Below are 20,014 nucleotides of genomic sequence, written 5' to 3' on the forward strand. Positions count from 1 at the left end.
CAGTCGACGTGGGCGTAGTGACGCGCTTCGGTCTCGTATTCCACGTGCGCGGTCGAGATCGTGATGCCGCGGGCCTTCTCTTCGGGCGCGCCGTCGATCTGGTCATAGGCGCGGAAGTCGCCGAAGTACTTGGTGATCGCCGCCGTCAGCGTCGTCTTGCCGTGGTCAACGTGCCCGATCGTGCCGATGTTGCAGTGCGGTTTGTTCCGCGCAAACTTTTCCTTTGCCATGGTATTGGCTCCTCTGTCTTGTCGGATGATGCGCGGATGCGCACCCTACGGGAATGGGTAGGGCGGGGTTTCCCCCGCCACCCGTCTTATGCGTATTTCGCTTGGATCTCGTCAGAGATGTTCTGCGGAACCGGGTCGTAATGGTCGAACTGCATCGAGAACTGCGCGCGGCCCGAAGACATCGAGCGCAGGTTGTTGATGTAGCCGAACATGTTGGCCAGCGGAACGAAGGCGCTGATCGCCACGGCATTGCCGCGCGTATCCTGCCCCGACACCTGACCCCGACGCGAGGTCAGATCGCCGATGATCGAACCGGTGTATTCTTCCGGCGTGATCACTTCGACCTTCATCATCGGCTCGAGCAGTTTCGCACCAGCCTTGCGAAGACCTTCACGCATGCACATCCGCGAGGCGATTTCGAAGGCGAGAACCGAGGAGTCCACGTCGTGGAACTTGCCGTCGATCAGCTGCACCTTGAAGTCGATCACCGGGAAGCCTGCAAGCGGACCGGAGTCCATCACCGACTTCACACCCTTTTCCACACCCGGAATGTATTCCTTGGGCACGGCGCCGCCGACGATCTTGCTTTCGAAGGAATAGCCTTCGCCAGCTTCTGTCGGCGAAATGACCATCTTCACTTCGGCGAACTGACCCGAACCACCCGACTGCTTCTTGTGGGTGTAGGTGTGCTCGATCTCGTGACCGATGGTCTCGCGATAGGCCACCTGCGGCGCACCGATGTTGGCTTCGACCTTGAACTCGCGCTTGAGGCGGTCGACCAGAATGTCGAGGTGAAGTTCGCCCATGCCCTTCATGATGGTCTGACCCGACTCCATGTCGGTCTCGACGCGGAAGGACGGATCTTCGGCGGCAAGCCGCTGCAGACCCTGGGACATCTTCTCCTGGTCGTTCTTGGTCTTGGGCTCGATCGCGATCTCGATCACCGGCTCGGGGAAGGTCATGGTCTCAAGGACCACCTGCTTCTGAGCGTCGCACAGGGTGTCACCGGTGGTGGTCTCTTTGAGACCGGCCAGCGCGATGATGTCGCCTGCGAAGGCTTCGTCGATCTCTTCGCGGTTGTTCGAGTGCATCATCATCATACGACCGATGCGCTCTTTGCGGCCTTTGGTCGAGTTCATGATGCCGTCGCCCTTCTTCAGGGTCCCGGAATAGATCCGGGTGAAGGTCAGCGTGCCCACGAACGGGTCGTTCATGATCTTGAACGCGAGGCCCGAGAACGGCTCGCTATCATCGGCATGACGCTCGATGTTGCGGGTTTCCGTCTCGTCGTCCGGCGAGAAGCCCGTGTAGGCGGGCACGTCGAGCGGACCGGGAAGGAAGTCGACAACGCCGTTCAGAAGCGGCTGAACGCCCTTGTTCTTGAACGCCGAGCCACCCAGAACCGGAACGAAGGACAGCGAAAGCGTGCCCTTGCGGATCAGCTTCCGCAGGGTTGCGATATCGGGCTCTTCGCCTTCGAGATAGGCTTCCATGGCCGCATCGTCCTGCTCGACCGCGTGCTCGATCAGGTGCGAGCGCCACTCGTCGGCAAGATCCTTCAGCTCGTCGCGGATCGGGCCACGGGTCCAGGAGGCGCCAAGGTCTTCACCCTTCCACACCCACTCTTCCATGGTCACGAGGTCGACGATGCCCTCGAGCTGGTCTTCCGCACCGATCGGGAAGTTGACCGGAACCGGAATCGCACCGGTGCGATCCTTGATCATCTTCACGCAGTTGAAGAAGTCGGCGCCGATCTTGTCCATCTTGTTGACGAAGACGATCCGCGGAACCTTGTAGCGGTCAGCCTGACGCCACACGGTTTCGGTCTGCGGCTCGACGCCGGCGTTCCCGTCCAGAAGGCAGATGGCACCGTCGAGCACGGCCAGAGAACGCTCGACTTCGATGGTGAAGTCAACGTGGCCGGGAGTGTCGATGATGTTGTAGCGGAACTTCGTGTCCGAGGTACCTTCCTCGGTCGGATCTTCCTGCCACTGCCAGAAGGTGGTGGTGGCAGCGGATGTGATCGTGATGCCCCGCTCCTGCTCCTGCTCCATCCAGTCCATGGTGGCGGCGCCATCATGGACTTCGCCGATCTTGTGCGACCGGCCGGTGTAGTAGAGGATACGCTCAGTCGTCGTGGTCTTGCCCGCGTCGATGTGGGCCATGATCCCGAAGTTGCGGTAACGTGTGAGCGGATATTCGCGTGCCATAATGGACTGCCTTTCCGGAGGGAAGTTCTGTTACCAGCGGTAGTGGCTGAACGCTTTGTTTGCGTCGGCCATCTTGTGCGTGTCTTCACGCTTCTTGACGGCTGCACCACGCGACTGGACCGCGTCGATCAGCTCGCCCGCGAGGCGCTCTTCCATGGTGTTCTCGTTACGGGCGCGCGATGCGTTGATCAGCCAGCGGATGGCCAGCGCTTCGCGACGCTCGATACGCACTTCGACGGGCACCTGATAGGTGGCACCACCGACGCGGCGCGAACGCACTTCGACGGACGGCTTGATGTTTTCAAGCGCCTCGTGGAACACTTCCACGGGTGCGCGCTTGATCTTGCCTTCGACGCGCTCAAGCGCGTTGTAGACGATCTTTTCCGCGACCGACTTTTTACCATCGATCATCAGGTTGTTCATGAATTTGGTCAGCACGACATCGCCAAACTTGGCGTCGGGCAGGACATCGCGCTTTTCAGCGGCGTGACGACGAGACATATCCGTAAATCCTCTTACTTGGGACGCTTCGCGCCGTACTTCGAGCGACGCTGCTTCCGATCCTTGACGCCCTGGGTGTCGAGCACGCCACGCAGGATGTGGTAACGAACGCCCGGAAGGTCTTTCACACGGCCGCCACGGATCAGCACGACCGAGTGCTCCTGGAGGTTGTGGCTCTCGCCGGGGATGTAGCTGATGACCTCGAAGCCGTTGGTCAGGCGAACCTTGGCAACCTTCCGCATAGCGGAGTTCGGCTTCTTCGGGGTGGTGGTGTAAACGCGCGTACAGACGCCACGCTTCTGCGGGCATTCCTGCAGGTGCATGGACTTCGAACGCTTGACTTTCGGCTGCCGCGGCTTGCGGATCAGCTGCTGGATCGTGGGCATGGGTGTCTTCCCCGTTTCTCACATATGTGTGCACGGGAAGCCCGTGCTGGTTCCAAATTTCAAGGCGCCCTGCGCGTCCGCAGGTCACCGGCTTGCGCGCCCCCTGACGGTCATCAGAAAAGACGCAAAGCACCGCACCCGTCCCGATCGGGACGCCGCGGTGGATGTACAGAGGATCGGGGCATTTCGGCCCGGATCTTGACCGCTTCAGTAGTGTAAATTGCGCCGGACGGACTAAGGCCGCGACGAATTGAGGCGCGTATATGAGGAGTCGCGCCCCATGTCAACAACGCCCTGCCCTTGCAAGCGCAATGCTGCGGTGCCATGCACATCAAAGCGGTGTCGCAGAGGAGTTGCCCGAATGCAAGTCATCGGTTTCTGCCGGTTTTCATGGCCTGCAGAGGGGGGATTCCAGGTCGAACACGACGATCTGGCGACTCGCGAGGCCTATCTTTACGCCCCTGCACGCATGCAAGAACGCTTCGCATATTTCGAGACCATCTGCCTGCCCGGGCTCAAGGCGCAGACCGATTCAGACTTCCTGTTTCTGGTGCTGGTGGGCACGTCGCTGCCCGCCCAATACCGCGCCCGGCTCGAGGCGCTGCTGGCGGATTTCCCGCAGGCCCGCATCGTAGCGCGCCCCGCCGGGCCGCACCGGAGCGTCTGTCAGGAGGTCATCAACGAGGCGCGCGATCTGTCCGAACCCTGCCTGCAGTTCCGCCATGACGACGACGATGCGGTGAGCGTGGATTTCGTCGCCACCCTGCGCGAGGCGGCCTCCGACGTGCTGCCGCTGCTGGCCAAGCACCGGCTTGTGGGCTTTGACTGGAATCGGGGCCATGTCGCCCGCCCCGACGCGCAAGGCATCTGCGCCGAAGAAAGCGTGACGCCCTACTGGGGTGTAGCGCAGGCCATGGCGGTGCAGCCGCGGGTACGGCAGAGCATCATGAACTTCGGGCACAACAAGATCCTGCGCTTCATGCCGACGCTCACCTTCACCGATCGCCCGATGTATGTGCGCGGCCACAATGCGCATAATGATTCACGGCAGAAATCCCATGTAAAGCCGGTCTCCCTGCCCCGGCTCGACGCGCAGGGCGAGGCCGAGTTCCGCAGGCTGTACGCCATTGATGCCGATCAGATCAGGCGCATCTTTGCCTGACGCAGCGCACGGCGGCGCAGCTGCGCTTCGCGCACCAGCGTGAACACACCGGTCGCCACGATGATCGCGGCGCCGATCAGGGTCAGCGGGTGCGGCCAGTCTCCGAACACCAGCAGGCCCAACACCAGCGCCCAGACCAGCCCGGTATAGCGGAACGGCGCGGTAAAGCTGACCTCGCCGTGGCGCATCACCATCACCGACAGGCTGTAGCCCATCGACACCAGCACCGCCGCCAATGCCAACAGCCCGCCGGTGCGCCCGTCGAGCGGCACCCATGTCTCGCTTAGCGACAGCGCGCAGGCAAACAGGATCACCCCCACAGAGGCCACCCAAACCACCATCAGCGACGGCACATGGCGCGACATGCGCCGGATCAGCAAATCGCGGATGGTCACGAACACCACCGCGATCAGCGCGGACACCGAATACACCGTGAACCCCTCGGTGCCGGGGCGCACGATCAGCAGCATTCCGCAGAACCCCACCCCGATCGCCAGCCATCGCCGCCACCCTACCGGCTCGCGGAACACCACCGCCGAGCCAAGCGTCAGCGTCAACGGCAGCATCTGCAAAAGCGCCGTCACATTGGTCAGTGGCATGTTGCGCAGCGCCACGAAATAGAACCATGTAGAGCCGATCTCGGCCAGTGCGCGGGCCAGTACCAGCAGCCAGTCGCGGCATCCCAGATCGAAGCGCAGGGCCCTCAGGCGCCACGCCAGCAGGGTCACCAGCCCGGTCGCCAGAAGACCACGCAACAGCAGCACCTCGCCAAGAGGAAGCGCCGTGCCGATGGCCTTGACGCAGGTATCGCCCATCACGAACCCTGCCATCGAGCCCATCATCAGCAGCGCGCCGCGGGTATTATCGGAAAGGGTGACCATACGCCAAGCGGTACGCAAAGCCATCCTGCCGGAAAAGAGGATTTGTTGTACCACGTACAATTTTCCGCCCCTCGGCAGACAGAAAAAGGGCCCCCGCATTGCGGAGGCCCCCGGTTCGTTTCAGGCGGTCGCGATTACTCGCGGCTTTCCGGTGTATCCACCACGAGGTTGTCGAACTCGTCGCCGCCGATGACGTCGCTGCTCGACATGTCGGGCTCGGGCGCCGCTAGACGGGCCGCGGCATCCGCCTCGGCACGCTTGACATCGATGACCTTGCCGTCGCGATCGGTTGCGATCTTGCGCACCCGCTGGGTCGCGCCACCGGTGCCCGCCGGGATCAGGCGGCCAACGATGACGTTCTCCTTGAGGCCCACGAGCGTGTCGCGCTTGCCCTGCACCGAAGCTTCGGTCAGCACGCGCGTCGTCTCCTGGAAGGAGGCAGCCGAGATGAAGGACCGGGTCTGAAGCGACGCCTTGGTGATCCCCAGAAGGATCGGCTCGCCCTGAGCAGGACGCCCGCCCTTTTTCTCGGCCTTCTCGTTTGCCGCGATGAATTCCGCCTTGTCGACGTGTTCACCCTTGAGCAGCGTGGTATCTCCCGAGTCCGAGATCTCCCACTTCTGCAGCATCTGGCGGACGATGACCTCGATGTGCTTGTCGTTGATCTTCACGCCCTGCAGTCGATACACGTCCTGCACTTCGTCGATCATGTAGTTCGCCAGAGCCTCGACACCCATGATGGCAAGGATGTCATGCGGCGCCGGGTTGCCGTCCATGATGTAATCGCCCTTCTGGACGAAGTCGCCTTCGACCACCGGGATGTGCTTGCCCTTCGGGATCATGTATTCCTTGGACTCAAGCGTATCGTCGACCGGATCGATCGCGATGCGGCGCTTGTTCTTGTAGTCCTTGCCAAAGCGCACGTAGCCGTCGATTTCCGCGATGATCGCGTTGTCTTTCGGACGACGTGCTTCGAAGAGTTCGGCCACACGCGGCAGACCACCGGTGATGTCCTTGGTCTTCGCACCTTCGCGCGGAATACGCGCCACGACGTCACCGGCCTTGATCTCCTGCCCGTCTTCGCAGCTGAGGATCGCGTCCACAGACATCGGGTAGGTGATCGGGTTGCCAGCGGCGTTGCGCAGCGGCTCGCCGTCGCCATCCATCAGGATGATCTCGGGCTTGAGCTCGTTGCCCTTCGGTGCCGCACGCCAGTCGATCACGATCTTCTGGGACATGCCGGTGGCATCGTCGGTCTCGTCGCGCACGGCCATACCCTGAACAAGGTCGACGTGACGCGCGATACCATCCGCCTCGGCGATGATCGGCAGGGTGTAGGGATCCCATTCGAACAGCTTGTCGCCGCGGGCCACGGTGCCGCCATCGGTGACGAACAGCTTGGTGCCGTAACCCAGCTTGTGGCTGGCACGTTCCTTGCCGTCCTCGCCCATGATGCGCAGCTTCATGTTGCGGCCCATCACGAGGGTCTCGCCAAGGACGTTCTCGAGCGTCGAGGCGTTCTCGAACTCGATCACGCCTTCTTGCGAGGCTTCGAGGAAGGACTGCTGGCCACCCTGCGCAACGCCGCCGATGTGGAAGGTCCGCATCGTCAGCTGGGTGCCCGGCTCGCCGATGGACTGCGCGGCGATGATGCCGACAGCCTCGCCGGTGTTGACCATGGTGCCGCGCGCGAGGTCACGCCCGTAGCACATGGCGCAAACGCCCTCTTCGGCTTCGCAGGTCAGCGGCGAACGGATGCGCGCCACCTGAACTGCGGCCTCTTCGACCGCATCCGCCATGCGCTCGTCGATGAGCTGACCATGACGCACGATCACCTCGTCGGTGCCCGGACGCAGGATATCCTCGGCCGCGACACGGCCCAGAAGACGTTCGCCAAGGCTCGCCACGACTTCACCGTCGTTCACCGCCGCTTCGGCGGTGATGGCGTTGTCGGTGCCGCAATCGTGCTGACGAACGATGCAGTCCTGCGCCACGTCCACCAGACGGCGGGTCAGGTAGCCCGAGTTCGCCGTCTTCAGAGCGGTGTCCGACAGACCCTTCCGCGCGCCGTGGGTCGAGTTGAAGTATTCAAGAACGGTCAGACCTTCCTTGAAGTTCGAGATGATCGGCGTTTCGATGATGTCTCCGTTCGGCTTCGCCATCAGGCCGCGCATCCCGCCCAGCTGCTTCATCTGCGTGACCGAGCCACGCGCACCGGAGTGCGCCATCATGTAAACCGAGTTCGGTTCCTTTTCGGCGCCATTGTCATCGGTCTTCTTGGCCGAGATGGTGTTCATCATGGCGTCGGTGACCTTGTCGTTACACTTCGACCAGGCATCGACCACCTTGTTGTACTTTTCGCCCTGAGTGATCAGGCCGTCCATGTACTGCTGTTCGAAGTCCTTGACCTGATCACGGGTGTCCTCGACCAGAGTCCACTTGTTGTCCGGGATCACCATGTCGGCCTTGCCGAAGGAGATGCCCGCCTTGAACGCCTCCTTGAAGCCCATCGACATGATCTGGTCGCAGAAAATGACCGACTCTTTCTGGCCGCAGTAGCGGTAGACGGTGTCGATGACCTTCTGCACGTCCTTCTTGCGCAGCAGCCCGTTGACAAGGTCAAACGGCGCCTTGGCGTTCATCGGCAGCAGCGCACCAAGCCGCACACGGCCCGGCGTGGTCTCGTAGCGCTTGACGATCTCGTCGCCATGCTCGTCGATCTGCTTGACCCGGCACTGGATCTTGGCGTGCAGGTGCACTTCGCCAGCGGTCAGGGCGTGCTCGACCTCTTCGATGGACGAGAACATCATGCCTTCGCCCTTCATGCCCTCGCGCATGATAGTGACGTAGTAGATGCCAAGGATCATGTCCTGCGAAGGAACGATGATCGGCGCGCCGTTGGCGGGCGACAGAACGTTGTTCGTCGACATCATCAGCACGCGCGCTTCAAGCTGGGCTTCCAGCGAGAGCGGCACGTGAACGGCCATCTGGTCACCGTCGAAGTCGGCGTTGAAGGCCGAGCAGACCAGCGGGTGAAGCTGGATCGCCTTGCCTTCGATCAGTTGCGGTTCAAACGCCTGAATGCCCAGACGGTGCAGCGTGGGCGCGCGGTTCAGCAGAACCGGGTGCTCACGGATGACCTCGTCGAGGATGTCCCAGACTTCGGGGCGCTCTTTTTCGACCAGCTTCTTGGCCTGCTTGACCGTCGAAGACAGGCCCTTGGCCTCGAGCCGCGAGTAGATGAACGGCTTGAACAGTTCGAGCGCCATCTTCTTGGGCAGACCGCACTGGTGCAGCTTCAGTTCCGGACCGGTCACGATGACCGAACGGCCCGAGAAATCGACCCGCTTACCCAGAAGGTTCTGACGGAAGCGGCCCTGCTTGCCCTTGAGCATGTCGGACAGCGACTTCAGCGGGCGCTTGTTGGCGCCAGTGATGACGCGGCCACGGCGACCGTTGTCGAACAGCGCGTCGACGGCTTCCTGCAGCATCCGCTTTTCGTTGCGCACGATGATATCGGGCGCGCGCAGTTCGATCAGCCGCTTGAGACGGTTGTTCCGGTTGATCACCCGGCGATACAGGTCGTTGAGGTCGGAGGTCGCAAAGCGGCCACCATCCAGCGGCACCAGCGGACGCAGCTCGGGCGGGATGACCGGGATCACCGTCAGGACCATCCATTCCGGACGGTTGCCGGATTCAAGGAAGGATTCCACCACCTTGAGGCGCTTGATGATCTTCTTGGGCTTCAGCTCGCCGGTCGCTTCCTTGAGATCAGCGCGCAGCGTGTCGGCTTCGGCCTCAAGGTCGATCGCGGCCAGCATTTCGCGGATCGCTTCAGCGCCGATATTGGCGGTAAAGGCATCCATGCCGAACTGGTCCTGCGCGTCGAGGAATTCATCCTCTGTCATCATCTGACCATAGGTCAGATCGGTCAGGCCGGGTTCGATCACCACGTAGTTTTCGAAATACAGCACGCGTTCCAGATCGCGCAACGTCATGTCCAGCATCAGGCCGATGCGCGAGGGCAGCGACTTGAGGAACCAGATGTGCGCGCAGGGCGCGGCCAGCTCAATGTGGCCCATGCGCTCGCGGCGCACCTTTTGCAGCGTGACTTCCACACCGCATTTTTCGCAGACAACGCCGCGATACTTCATGCGCTTGTACTTTCCGCACAGGCATTCGTAATCCTTGATCGGACCAAAGATGCGTGCGCAGAACAGGCCGTCGCGCTCGGGCTTGAACGTGCGGTAGTTGATCGTCTCGGGCTTTTTGATCTCACCGTAGGACCAGCTGAGGATACGCTCGGGCGATGCGAGCGAGACCTTGATCTCGTCGAAAACCTTGGGCGGGGTCAGCGGGTTGAACGGGTTGTTCGTCAGTTCCTGGTTCATGTCGAAACCTTTGTGTCATGGTTGCCGGTGAGGTGGGGCGCCCAAGATCTTTCGGAGGAAAGATCTTGGGACTTCAGGCTCGGAAGAATTTTCGTGGGAAAATCCTTCGTCACTCTTCCCCGCCTTCGGCGTCCAGGAGTTCCATGTTCAGGCCGAGGCCGCGGACTTCCTTGACGAGCACGTTGAAGCTCTCGGGAACGCCCGCCTCGTAATTGTCCTCGCCCTTGACGATGCTTTCGTAGACCTTGGTCCGCCCTGCGACGTCATCCGATTTCACGGTCAGCATTTCCTGCAGGGTGTAGGCGGCGCCGTAAGCTTCCAGAGCCCAGACCTCCATTTCCCCGAAACGCTGGCCACCAAACTGCGCCTTACCACCCAGCGGCTGCTGGGTCACAAGGCTGTACGGCCCGGTCGAACGCGCGTGGATCTTGTCATCCACAAGGTGGTGCAGCTTGAGCAGGTACTTCATGCCCACCGTCACCTTGCGGCTGAACTCGTCGCCGGTGCGCCCGTCGAACAGACGCGATTGCGCCGTCGAATCGAAGCCTGCGCGCAGCAGCGCGTCGTCGATGTCGGCTTCCTTAGCGCCGTCGAAGACCGGGGTCGCGATGGGAACGCCGCGGGTGACGTTGCCAGCGGCTTCCACCAGCTGCTCTTCGTCCATGCCTTCGATGCCTTCGTCGTAGACCTCGTCACCATAGGCGATGCGCATGGCTTCGCGAACCGGCGTCAGGTCGCCAGAGCGGCGATAATCCTGAAGTGCCTCGTCGATCTTGATGCCAAGACCGCGCGATGCCCAGCCCATGTGGGTTTCGAGGATCTGCCCGACGTTCATCCGCGAGGGCACGCCCAGCGGGTTGAGGCAGAAGTCGACCGGCGTGCCGTCTTCGAGGAACGGCATGTCTTCCATCGGAACAACACGGGAAATGACGCCCTTGTTGCCGTGACGACCGGCCATCTTGTCGCCCGGCTGCAGCTTGCGCTTCACCGCTACGAAGACCTTGACCATCTTCATCACACCCGGCGGCAGGTCGTCGCCACGACGGACCTTCTCGACCTTGTCTTCGAAGCGAGCATCAAGCGTACGCTTTTGCACCTCGTATTGCTCGTGCAGCGCCTCGACGATCTGCGCGTCCTGCTCTTCTGCAAGGGCAAGCTGCCACCACTGGCCACGGCTCAGCGTGCCAAGCAGTTCTTCGGTGATCTCGGCATTCGGGCGGACGCCCTTGGGCCCCTTCACCGCGATCTTGCCAAGGACCAGATCGTGCAGACGCGCGTAGATGTTGCGGTCAAGGATCGCCAGCTCGTCGTCCCGGTCACGGGCCAGACGTTCGACTTCCTCGCGCTCGATCTGCAGCGCACGTTCATCTTTTTCGACGCCGTGACGGTTGAACACCCGCACTTCGACAACGGTGCCGTAATCACCCGGCTTGACCCGCAGCGAGGTGTCGCGCACATCCGATGCCTTTTCGCCGAAGATGGCGCGCAGCAGCTTTTCTTCCGGCGTCATCGGGCTCTCGCCCTTGGGGGTGATCTTGCCCACAAGGATGTCGCCCGGTTCGACGTCGGCGCCGATGTAGACGATACCGGCTTCGTCGAGGTTGCGAAGAGCTTCCTCGCCGACGTTCGGGATGTCGCGGGTGATCTCTTCCGGCCCGAGCTTGGTGTCGCGCGCCGCCACTTCGAATTCCTCGATGTGGACAGAGGTGAACACGTCATCGCGGGCGATGCGCTCGGAGATCAGGATCGAGTCTTCGTAGTTGTAGCCATTCCACGGCATGAAGGCGACCATGACGTTCTTGCCGAGCGCCAGTTCCCCCATGTCCGTCGACGGGCCGTCGGCCACAATCTCGCCCTTGTCGACCGTCTGACCCACTTTCACCAGAGGCTTCTGGTTGATGCAGGTGTTCTGGTTCGAACGCTGGAACTTGCGCATCCGGTAGATATCCACCCCGGCATCGCCCAGCTCCAGATCGGACGTCGCACGGATCACGATCCGCTGCGCGTCGACCTGATCGACGATGCCCGCGCGCTTGGCCTGAATGGCCGCGCCGGAGTCGATGGCGACCTTGCCTTCGATGCCGGTGCCGACCAGCGGCGCCTCGGCGCGCAGGGTCGGAACCGCCTGACGCTGCATGTTCGCACCCATCAGGGCGCGGTTTGCGTCGTCGTTTTCAAGGAACGGGATCAGCGAGGCACCGACCGAGACCAGCTGCTTGGGCGAGACGTCGATCAGATCGACGGCCTCACGTGCGGCCAGCGTATAGTCGCCCGATTTCCGGGTGTTGACCATCTCGTTGGTGAACTTGCCAGCCTCGTCCAGCGACGCGTTGGCCTGCGCCACGGTGTGACGCATTTCCTCGGTCGCCGACATGTAGTGGACTTCGTCCGTGACCTGGCTGTCCTTGACCACGCGATACGGGGTTTCGATGAAACCGTACTTGTTGACGCGGGCAAAGGTGGCGAGCGAGTTGATCAGACCGATGTTCGGGCCTTCCGGCGTTTCAATCGGGCACATCCGGCCATAGTGGGTCGGGTGCACGTCGCGCACCTCGAAGCCAGCGCGTTCGCGGGTCAGACCGCCCGGCCCGAGGGCCGACAGGCGACGCTTGTGCGTCACTTCGGACAGCGGGTTGGTCTGGTCCATGAACTGCGACAGCTGCGAAGAGCCGAAGAATTCGCGGACAGCCGCGGCCGCCGGTTTGGCGTTGATCAGATCCTGCGGCATGACCGTGTCGATCTCGACGCTGGACATACGCTCCTTGATGGCGCGCTCCATGCGCAGCAGGCCGACGCGGTACTGGTTTTCCATCAGCTCGCCGACAGAGCGCACGCGGCGGTTGCCGAGGTGGTCAATGTCGTCGATGTCGCCGCGCCCGTCGCGCAGATCGACCAGCGCCTTGATGCACTTGACGATATCGTCACGGTCCAGCGTGCGCTGGGTGTCGGGCTTTTCAAGCGCAAGGCGCATGTTCATCTTGACCCGGCCCACGGCCGACAGGTCATAGCGCTCGCTGTCAAAGAACAGCGTGTCGAACAGCGCCGAGGCTGCCTCGACGGTGGGCGGCTCGCCCGGACGCATGACGCGGTAGATGTCCATCAGCGCGCCGCTGCGGTCCATGTTCTTGTCTGCCGCCATGGTGTTGCGCATGTACGGGCCGACGGTGATGTTGTCGATGTCCAGCACCGGGATGTCGGTGATGCCCGCATCCATCAGATCCTTGAGCGATCCGCCGGTGACTTCGCCATCCTTGTCGACGACCCAGGTCAGCTCATCGCCAGCCTCGACGTAGATCGCGCCGGTCTCTTCATTGATGATGTCCTTGGCGACGAACTTGCCGATGATCTGCTCGAACGGCAGCAGCAGGTTCTGCACATTGCCTTCATCGATCAGCTTCTTGACGGCGCGCGGGGTGATCTTCTTGGTGGCTTCGGCGATGATTTCGCCCGAATCCGCATCGACAAGATCATAGGTCGGGCGGGTGCCGCGCACACGCTCGGGGAAGAACTTGGTGACCCAGCCCTCGCCACGGCGCAGCGTGTAATCGACCGTGTTGTAATACGCATCCATGATCTCTTCCTGGCCAAGGCCAAGAGCGTACAGAAGCGTGGTGACCGGCAGCTTGCGGCGACGGTCGATGCGCGCAAAGACGATGTCCTTGGCGTCGAATTCGAAGTCGAGCCACGAACCGCGGTAGGGAATGATCCGGCAGGCGAACAGCAGCTTGCCCGAGCTGTGCGTCTTGCCCTTGTCATGGTCGAAGAACACGCCCGGCGAACGGTGCATCTGCGACACGATCACGCGCTCGGTGCCGTTCACGATGAACGTACCGTTCGGGGTCATCAGGGGCATGTCGCCCATGAAGACATCCTGTTCCTTGATGTCCTTGACCGACTTCGCGCCGGTATCCTCATCGACATCGAACACGATGAGACGCAGCGTCACCTTGAGCGGCGCGCTGTAGGTCATGTCGCGCTGCATGCACTCTTCGGTGTCGTATTTCGGCTTTTCCAGATCGTAAGACACGAACTCGAGAACCGCGGTCTCGTTGAAATCCTTGATCGGGAAAACCGATTGGAAAACGCCCTTGATGCCTTCGCCGTCGGACGGCTGGGGCTGGTCGCCGGATTTCAGGAAAAGTTGGTAAGAGGATTTCTGAACCTCGATAAGGTTCGGCATTTCCAGCACTTCACGGATTTTGCCGTAGTACCTGCGAAGACGTTTCTGGCCAAGGAAACTTTGCGCCATGAGGTTGGTCACCTTTTCAGCTTCTCAACGAAGGTGCGGGCCGTCGGGCACCGGCCGCGCCTCCATCCGAGACGGCAATTCATCAGATCCATGCTCGACCTGCGTCCCACCGCGGGTCACTCGATCCGATCCCTGCCTTGGAAAGCTCCCCAGCGGGGGAGCTTGCCAAGTCGGGGAATAGGGTTGTCGACGATTACAGAATCAGGATGCAGGCAAAGCCTTTGATCATCCCGAGTTTTCCGCCACTCCTTTCAAGGGTCTCATCCGGCGACCGGCGAAACGCCGAACGGCAGCTTCGAATCGCACGAAGCCGCAGGAAATTCCCAAATAAGGTGTGAACAGATCGAACGCAAGGGCCTCGCACGAAAATCGGCAGCCCGGGACGATATGACAGTCTCAGAATTGTGCCTGCCCGTCAAGAGTTCACCAACGCCGCCGCCCCGCCACCCTCCGCCCGCCCCTCCCGAAAGGTTTCAACCAAGCAGTCCGATCGATATCCCGCCGCCAGACATGGAAAAAGGCGCCCCGCAAGCGAGGCGCCTTTCGAAAGAACGGTGCAGACCGAGATTACTTGATCTCGACTTCTGCGCCTGCTTCTTCCAGCTTCTTCTTGAGCTCTTCGGCTTCGGCCTTGGAGACGCCTTCCTTGACGGGCTTGCCGCCGGCTTCGACCAGTTCCTTGGCTTCTTTCAGGCCCAGACCGGTGATGCCACGGACTTCCTTGATCACGTTGATCTTCTTGTCGCCAGCGGCTTTGAGGATCACGTCGAACTCGGTCTTTTCCTCTTCGGCTTCGCCTGCGGCTGCTGCCGGGCCTGCCATCATGACGGCGCCGCCAGCTGCGGGCTCGATGCCGTACTCGTCCTTGAGGATGGTTTTCAGTTCCTGAGCTTCCAGGAGGGTCAGACCCACGATTTGCTCAGCAAGTGCTTTAAGATCAGCCATTTTGCTACTTCCGTTTGTTTAGTTGTGTTCCAACGTGCGGGGTTTGACTCCCGCGAAGGTATTCGGGTGCGCTTACGCCGCCTTTTCCTCGATCGTCGAGAGGATGGAGGCGATGTTCGAAGCAGGTGCGCCAATGGCACCGGCGATGTTCGCGGCGGGTGCGCCGATACAGCCGACGATGGAAGCAATAAGCTCATCGCGCGACGGCATCTTCGACACGGCCTCAACACCGGCACGGTCCAGTGCCGTCCCGCCCATATTCCCGCCAAGGACTTCGAGTTTCTTGTTATCCTTGGCGAAATCCTCGATCACTTTGGCAGCTGCCACGGGATCTTCGGAATAGACGAGAACGGTCATGCCCCCGAGATACTCAGCAATGCTTTCGCACGGCGTCCCCTCGAGAGCGATCTTGGCGAGCCTGTTCTTGGCGACGCGGACCGCAGATTCACCAGCGCTGGCGCGCGAGCGAAGGTCCGTCATCTCGGCAACCGTGAGACCCTCGTAGCGGGCAACCACCACGACGCCAGAGCTTGCGAAGATCTGGCCGAGTTCATCGACCAATTTCTCTTTCTGGGCTCTATCCACAGTTTCTCTCCAGTTCATGGAGGGGGAAGACCCCTCCGGCTCGTTATGGTCAGGTTTCCCTGACCGCAAAGGTCCGAAGTCGGGTCGTCGCATCGCGCAGCCGGAACACAAGTATCCGGAACGTTATGTCTCTTCCCGTCTCGGGCAGGAATTACAGGATTGCTCCAACCCACCGTCTCGGACGAAATAGGGCCTTCGCGAATCGCGAACGCCCCAACACGGGTGGCATTACAGCCTGCGAGCGCTCTTGCCAAGCTGTTTTCACAGCGCCCTGTCCGATCAGCAGGCCAGCGACAGGCTGTCATCGCCCTGCCATGCCAGCCACAGGCTTGGCGACATTTCTTCGGGCGACAGGAAGGTGCGGACGCTGAAGGTGGGGATGCGCCGGTCACGGTCGGTTTCATAGCGCAGCGGCCAGTGATCGCCGACCATGGAATGATCCATTTGCCCGGCCCAGACTCCATCGTAGCGCGCGGAGCGGTGGCAGCATCTGTCCGGACCGGATTGCTCCACCAGGCCGCGCCTCCCGAACAGCGCTATCGCCTCGCCATCGATCAACCGTAGCAATCCGCCAAGGCCGCAGGTCGAGCGCTGCACCAGACGCTGCAGCGCATGAGGGGAAAACGACACCCGTACCATACTGTAACGTCGACGATGCGGCGCCGGCGCGACGCGCACGCGCGTGTAGACAAGCACCTCTTCGCGAAACTGCTCTCCCTCGTCGTCCAGCAGGATCATCTCGCGCCGGGTGCGCAGCGCCACCGAGAGGCCATCGCCGCTGCGCGCAACCCGCACCACACCCGGCAGCTTGCGCAGCCGCGTTCCGACGCGCCTTTGGTTCGACGCATGGCGGGTAAGCCCAGCGGTGGCCTCGATGACGCGCGCCATGTCGCCATCATCGCGCGCCGCAAGCTCGAAAGCCTCGCGCGCGATGCCACGCGACAGTGACTTGCGCAGGTGAACCGGAACCAGAGGATGAATGTCGGGACAGTCAGTCATGAGAAACGCCTCCATCGCACAATGCATGAAGAAAACGTTAACCCAACAGGGTGACAAAATCCGCCGCACCGCAGCAACAGGACCGCGCCGCCGCGACATCCACCGGCATTTCGCCTTAAAATGTCGCACGATCGGCAGACTCCAGATCGCCGGACGCCGCCATCACCTTGGCTGGATCAAAGGCTTGACGGGCTCACCTTCCACGATCTGCGCGGCACCGCTGTGACTCGGCTCGCACGGGCGGAATGCACGACAGCGGAAATCGCCATTATCACTGGGCACAGCCTTAAAGAGGTCGCGTCGATCCTAGACGCTCACTATCTGAATCGCGCTTCGGCGCTTGGCGTATCCACCATTCGGAAGCTGGAACTGCACGAAAGGAGAACGAATACTCCCAGCGGCTCAACCCTGCTCTTAGGGCGAGGAGGGGAAACTGTTTGGGATTAATGGTAGCGGAGGAGGGACTTGAACCCCCGACACGCGGATTATGATTCCGCTGCTCTAACCAACTGAGCTACTCCGCCAAACCGTGAGGGGCGATCTAAGGGAGCCGCGCGGCTGGGTCAAGCGGAAAAATCGCCCATTTTATTCCATGCGGTGCGGCCTCCGTTGCACCATCCGGCGGCCAAGGGTTCCAGCCCAGCCCGCCGCGTGCCAGAACCGGCGCAACGCCCCAGAGGAGAGCCTGCCGATGACCGCTTTCGACCCCACGACCCTTGCCGCGAGCGACCTTGCGGCCCGGATGCGCGACGGGCTGTCCGCCCGCAGCGTGATGGAGGCATTCCTCGACCGAATCGAGACGATGAACCCGCAGGTCAACGCCATCGTCTCGCTGCGCCCGCGCGAGGAGCTGATTGCAGAGGCCGAAGCCCATGAGTCCGCGCCCCACCCCGGACCGCTTGCCGGGATGCCGATCGCGGTCAAGGATCTGGTCGAAACCCAAGGCATCCGGACCACCTTTGGATCTCCGGTGTTCGCAGACCACGTGCCCGAGGCCGACGCCCTGGTCGCCGCCCGGCTCAAGGCCGCCGGGGCGATCCTGATCGGCAAGACCAATACGCCGGAATGGGGCCATGGTTCGCACAGTTTCAACCCGATCTTCGGCGCGACGCGCAATCCCTATGATCTGACGCGCAGCGCGGGCGGCTCTTCGGGCGGGGCCGGGGCGGCGCTGGCCACGCGGATGCTGCCGCTTGCAGACGGCTCCGACATGATGGGGTCGCTGCGCAATCCGGCGGCGTTCAACAACGTCTACGGCTTTCGCCCGAGCTGGGGACTCGTGCCGAAGGACGCCGGGGACGAGACCTTTCTGTCGACCCTGTCGACCGAAGGGCCAATGGCGCGCAGCCCGCGCGACGTGGCGCTGCTGCTGTCGGTGCTGGCCGGGCCCAACCCCCAAGTGCCCTTTGGCCGGCAGTCCGAGGATTTCACCGCCCGTTTTGGCGAAAGCCTTGCGGGCAAGCGCATCGGCTGGCTTGGCGACTGGGGCGGGGCCTACCCGACCGAGCCGGGAATTCTGGAAACCGTAGAACAGGCGCTGCTGGTGTTCGAAACGCTTGGCGCCACGGTCGAGCCGGTGGCGCCGCCCTTCGCCGCCGACGACCTCTGGACAGCCTGGACCACGCTGCGCGCCGGGCTCAACGCCAATGCCAAGCGTACGCTGCGCGACGATCCAGAGAAACGGGCCCTGACCAAGCCAGAATCGCTGTGGGAGATCGAACAGGGCAGCGGCCTGCCCATGGCCGCCTTCTTTGATGCCGCGCGCATCCGTTCGGACTGGTACAGCCGCGCCGCCACGCTGTTCACGCAATTCGATGCGCTGGTGCTGCCCTCGGCGCAGGTCTGGCCGTTTCCAGTCGATTGGCGCTGGCCCTCGACGATCGCGGGCAAGGCGATGGACAGCTATCATCGCTGGATGGAGATCGTCGTGCCGGTGAGCCTTGCCGGCCTGCCCTGCATGGGCCTGCCCGCCGGGTTCTCGGACAGCGGGCTGCCGATGGGCCTGCAACTCTTTGGCCCCACTGGCAGCGACGCGGCGATCCTTGCCATGTCCGACGCCTATCACCGTGCGACCGACTGGCCCGGGCAACGGCCGCCGGCGCTCGCCCACCCCTGACTTTCCGGAGGTTCCATGCAGGATCTGCACACCCGTGACACGCCCTTCCTTGCGCTCGACAAGGCGCGCCTTATGTCCAATTGCGCTCGAATGCGCGCCCGAGCCGACGCGCTTGGCGTCACCCTGCGCCCGCATCTGAAGACGGTGAAATCGGTGCCTGCCGCCAAGGCGATCCTTGGCGAGATGAGCGCGCCCGCAACCGTCTCGACCCTGCAAGAAGCCGAGGCCTTTGCCCAAGCGGGCGCAACCGACCTGATCTATGCGGTTGGCATCGCGCCAGCCAAGCTGCCCCGAGTCGCCGCGCTGCGGGCAACGGGGGTCGACATCGCGGTGATTCTCGACAGCGTGGCGCAGGCCGAAGCGGTTGTTAGCTGTCCCACGCCGATCCCGGCGCTGATCGAGATCGACACCGACGGCGCCCGCGCCGGGCTTGCCCCTGATGCGCCCGAGATCGTGCAGATCGGCCGCATCCTTGACGCGGGCGCCGCGCTGCGCGGGGTTCTCACCCACGGCGGCGCGTCTTACGGCTGTTTCGATCCGGCATCGATGCAGGCGCTGGCCACGCAAGAACGCGATGGTGCGCTCGCGGCGGCCAAGGCGCTGACGGACGCGGGGCTGCCCTGCCCGGTGATCAGCGTCGGGTCGACCCCCACGGCATGGTACGGCACGGACCTTACGGGGATCACTGAACTGCGCGCCGGGGTCTACACCCTGTCCGATCTGATGATGGCAGGGCTTGGCGTCGGCACGGTGGATGACATTGCTGCCAGCGTCGTCACCACGGTCATCGGCCACCAGCCGAGCCGCGGCTGGATCGTCACCGACGCGGGTTTCATGGCGCTGTCAAAGGATCACGGCACCGCGGCGATGCCTGTCGATCAGGGCTACGGCCTTGTGGCTGCGCTGGATGGAACGCCTTTTGGCGATCTTGTCGTCAGGGCTGTGAGCCAGGAACATGGCATCCTTGCCCTGCGGCCCGGCAGCAGTGGCACCCTGCCCGAACTGCCCATCGGCAGCCGCCTGCGCATCTACCCGAATCATGCCTGCGCGACGGTTGCGATGCATCCGGCCTTTGCCGTTTGCGACGGGATGCAGATCACCGAAGACTGGCCCATCCTGCGCGGCTGGTGAAAGGCGCGTGACCACCGCCGAGCGTCCGGCACGCTCGGCGCAAACAGCGCTGAGCGACGGGCACGACCGGATGATCTGCGACAGAGACCCTGCCAAGATTCATGAACGTGCACCGTAGCGAAGCCTTTCGCGCAAAAATCTTTACCCAAGGGCTGAAGGACGTCAGCAGTGAGCGCCGATGGCGACACGCCCGGCGTGAGATACATTCCGCCAGTATCCTTGCACTTG

14 protein-coding genes and 1 tRNA gene are annotated in these 20,014 nt (G+C 62.5%); 4 read left to right on the top strand and 11 right to left on the bottom strand.

Features of this window, described 5'->3' with window-relative positions; translation table 11 throughout:
- From Q4543_RS04525 to rpsL, 4 genes are all read right to left on the bottom strand, one after another.
- Positions 1-230 (bottom strand): GTP-binding protein (locus tag Q4543_RS04525; RefSeq protein ID WP_303436583.1); only part of this gene is annotated, 230 nt, incomplete at its 3' end.
- A gap of 86 nt (positions 231-316) precedes the next feature.
- The gene (gene fusA / locus Q4543_RS04530; RefSeq protein ID WP_303436584.1) at positions 317-2,440 is read right to left on the bottom strand and encodes an elongation factor G; all 2,124 of its coding nucleotides are present in this window, start codon (positions 2,438-2,440) and stop codon (positions 317-319) included.
- A gap of 30 nt (positions 2,441-2,470) precedes the next feature.
- On the bottom strand, positions 2,471-2,941 hold the full coding sequence (gene rpsG / locus Q4543_RS04535) for a 30S ribosomal protein S7 (RefSeq protein WP_216006204.1): 471 nt from the start codon (positions 2,939-2,941) through the stop codon (positions 2,471-2,473).
- A 14-nt stretch (positions 2,942-2,955) separates the two neighbouring features.
- Positions 2,956-3,327, bottom strand: a complete 372-nt coding sequence (gene rpsL / locus Q4543_RS04540) for a 30S ribosomal protein S12 (RefSeq protein WP_007118826.1) — start codon at positions 3,325-3,327, stop codon at positions 2,956-2,958.
- 361 nt (positions 3,328-3,688) lie between these two features.
- On the opposite strand from rpsL, the gene Q4543_RS04545 reads away from it, so the two are divergent.
- Positions 3,689-4,489, top strand: coding sequence for a putative rhamnosyl transferase (locus Q4543_RS04545; RefSeq protein ID WP_303436591.1), 801 nt, complete (start codon positions 3,689-3,691; stop codon positions 4,487-4,489).
- Here Q4543_RS04545 and Q4543_RS04550 read toward each other — a convergent pair.
- From Q4543_RS04550 to Q4543_RS04575, 6 genes are all read right to left on the bottom strand, one after another.
- Positions 4,465-5,370: a DMT family transporter gene (locus Q4543_RS04550; RefSeq protein ID WP_303436592.1), complete on the bottom strand. Its 906-nt coding sequence runs from the start codon at positions 5,368-5,370 to the stop codon at positions 4,465-4,467. The two genes, Q4543_RS04545 and Q4543_RS04550, sit on opposite strands and share 25 nt — an antisense overlap.
- Before the next feature lie 134 nt (positions 5,371-5,504).
- Positions 5,505-9,761 (bottom strand): DNA-directed RNA polymerase subunit beta', encoded by a 4,257-nt coding sequence (gene rpoC, locus Q4543_RS04555; protein ID WP_303436593.1) that lies wholly within the window; start codon positions 9,759-9,761, stop codon positions 5,505-5,507.
- A 109-nt stretch (positions 9,762-9,870) separates the two neighbouring features.
- Positions 9,871-14,010 carry a DNA-directed RNA polymerase subunit beta gene (gene rpoB, locus Q4543_RS04560; protein ID WP_216006311.1) on the bottom strand — a complete coding sequence of 1,380 codons (4,140 nt, stop codon included), beginning with the start codon at positions 14,008-14,010 and terminating at the stop codon, positions 9,871-9,873.
- A gap of 567 nt (positions 14,011-14,577) precedes the next feature.
- Positions 14,578-14,955, bottom strand: a complete 378-nt coding sequence (gene rplL / locus Q4543_RS04565) for a 50S ribosomal protein L7/L12 (protein ID WP_216006208.1) — start codon at positions 14,953-14,955, stop codon at positions 14,578-14,580.
- A 72-nt stretch (positions 14,956-15,027) separates the two neighbouring features.
- Positions 15,028-15,558: a 50S ribosomal protein L10 gene (rplJ, locus tag Q4543_RS04570; RefSeq protein ID WP_216006209.1), complete on the bottom strand. Its 531-nt coding sequence runs from the start codon at positions 15,556-15,558 to the stop codon at positions 15,028-15,030.
- 261 nt (positions 15,559-15,819) lie between these two features.
- Entirely contained in the window at positions 15,820-16,539 is a 720-nt protein-coding gene (locus Q4543_RS04575) for a hypothetical protein (protein ID WP_303436594.1), read from the bottom strand.
- Here Q4543_RS04575 and Q4543_RS04580 point away from each other — a divergent pair.
- Positions 16,538-16,765 carry a hypothetical protein gene (locus Q4543_RS04580; RefSeq protein ID WP_303436595.1) on the top strand — a complete coding sequence of 76 codons (228 nt, stop codon included), beginning with the start codon at positions 16,538-16,540 and terminating at the stop codon, positions 16,763-16,765. The genes Q4543_RS04575 and Q4543_RS04580 overlap by 2 nt on opposite strands.
- Before the next feature lie 221 nt (positions 16,766-16,986).
- On the opposite strand, the gene Q4543_RS04585 is transcribed toward Q4543_RS04580, so the two are convergent.
- Positions 16,987-17,063 (bottom strand) — tRNA-Met (locus Q4543_RS04585).
- Positions 17,064-17,230: 167 nt separating this feature from the next.
- Between Q4543_RS04585 and Q4543_RS04590 the strand changes: the two genes are divergently transcribed.
- On the top strand, positions 17,231-18,655 hold the full coding sequence (locus tag Q4543_RS04590) for an amidase (RefSeq protein ID WP_303436596.1): 1,425 nt from the start codon (positions 17,231-17,233) through the stop codon (positions 18,653-18,655).
- A 15-nt stretch (positions 18,656-18,670) separates the two neighbouring features.
- Positions 18,671-19,786 (top strand): alanine racemase, encoded by a 1,116-nt coding sequence (locus Q4543_RS04595; protein WP_303436597.1) that lies wholly within the window; start codon positions 18,671-18,673, stop codon positions 19,784-19,786.
- Positions 19,787-20,014: the final 228 nt, after the last annotated feature.

The sequence above is a fragment of the Salipiger sp. 1_MG-2023 genome (assembly GCF_030547555.1).
Classification (GTDB): Bacteria; Pseudomonadota; Alphaproteobacteria; order Rhodobacterales; family Rhodobacteraceae; genus Salipiger.

What these genes read in the sequence shown, in the direction of transcription:
- fusA (WP_303436584.1), bottom strand. Translation starts at nt 2,440, where the DNA reads ATGGCACGCGAATATCCGCTCACACGTTACCGCAACTTCGGGATCATG.
- rpsG (WP_216006204.1), bottom strand. Translation starts at nt 2,941, where the DNA reads ATGTCTCGTCGTCACGCCGCTGAAAAGCGCGATGTCCTGCCCGACGCC.
- rpsL (WP_007118826.1), bottom strand. Translation starts at nt 3,327, where the DNA reads ATGCCCACGATCCAGCAGCTGATCCGCAAGCCGCGGCAGCCGAAAGTC.
- Q4543_RS04545 (WP_303436591.1), top strand. Translation starts at nt 3,689, where the DNA reads ATGCAAGTCATCGGTTTCTGCCGGTTTTCATGGCCTGCAGAGGGGGGA.
- Q4543_RS04550 (WP_303436592.1), bottom strand. Translation starts at nt 5,370, where the DNA reads ATGGTCACCCTTTCCGATAATACCCGCGGCGCGCTGCTGATGATGGGC.
- rpoC (WP_303436593.1), bottom strand. Translation starts at nt 9,761, where the DNA reads ATGAACCAGGAACTGACGAACAACCCGTTCAACCCGCTGACCCCGCCC.
- rpoB (WP_216006311.1), bottom strand. Translation starts at nt 14,010, where the DNA reads ATGGCGCAAAGTTTCCTTGGCCAGAAACGTCTTCGCAGGTACTACGGC.
- rplL (WP_216006208.1), bottom strand. Translation starts at nt 14,955, where the DNA reads ATGGCTGATCTTAAAGCACTTGCTGAGCAAATCGTGGGTCTGACCCTC.
- rplJ (WP_216006209.1), bottom strand. Translation starts at nt 15,558, where the DNA reads ATGAACTGGAGAGAAACTGTGGATAGAGCCCAGAAAGAGAAATTGGTC.
- Q4543_RS04580 (WP_303436595.1), top strand. Translation starts at nt 16,538, where the DNA reads ATGAGAAACGCCTCCATCGCACAATGCATGAAGAAAACGTTAACCCAA.
- Q4543_RS04575 (WP_303436594.1), bottom strand. Translation starts at nt 16,539, where the DNA reads ATGACTGACTGTCCCGACATTCATCCTCTGGTTCCGGTTCACCTGCGC.
- Q4543_RS04590 (WP_303436596.1), top strand. Translation starts at nt 17,231, where the DNA reads ATGACCGCTTTCGACCCCACGACCCTTGCCGCGAGCGACCTTGCGGCC.
- Q4543_RS04595 (WP_303436597.1), top strand. Translation starts at nt 18,671, where the DNA reads ATGCAGGATCTGCACACCCGTGACACGCCCTTCCTTGCGCTCGACAAG.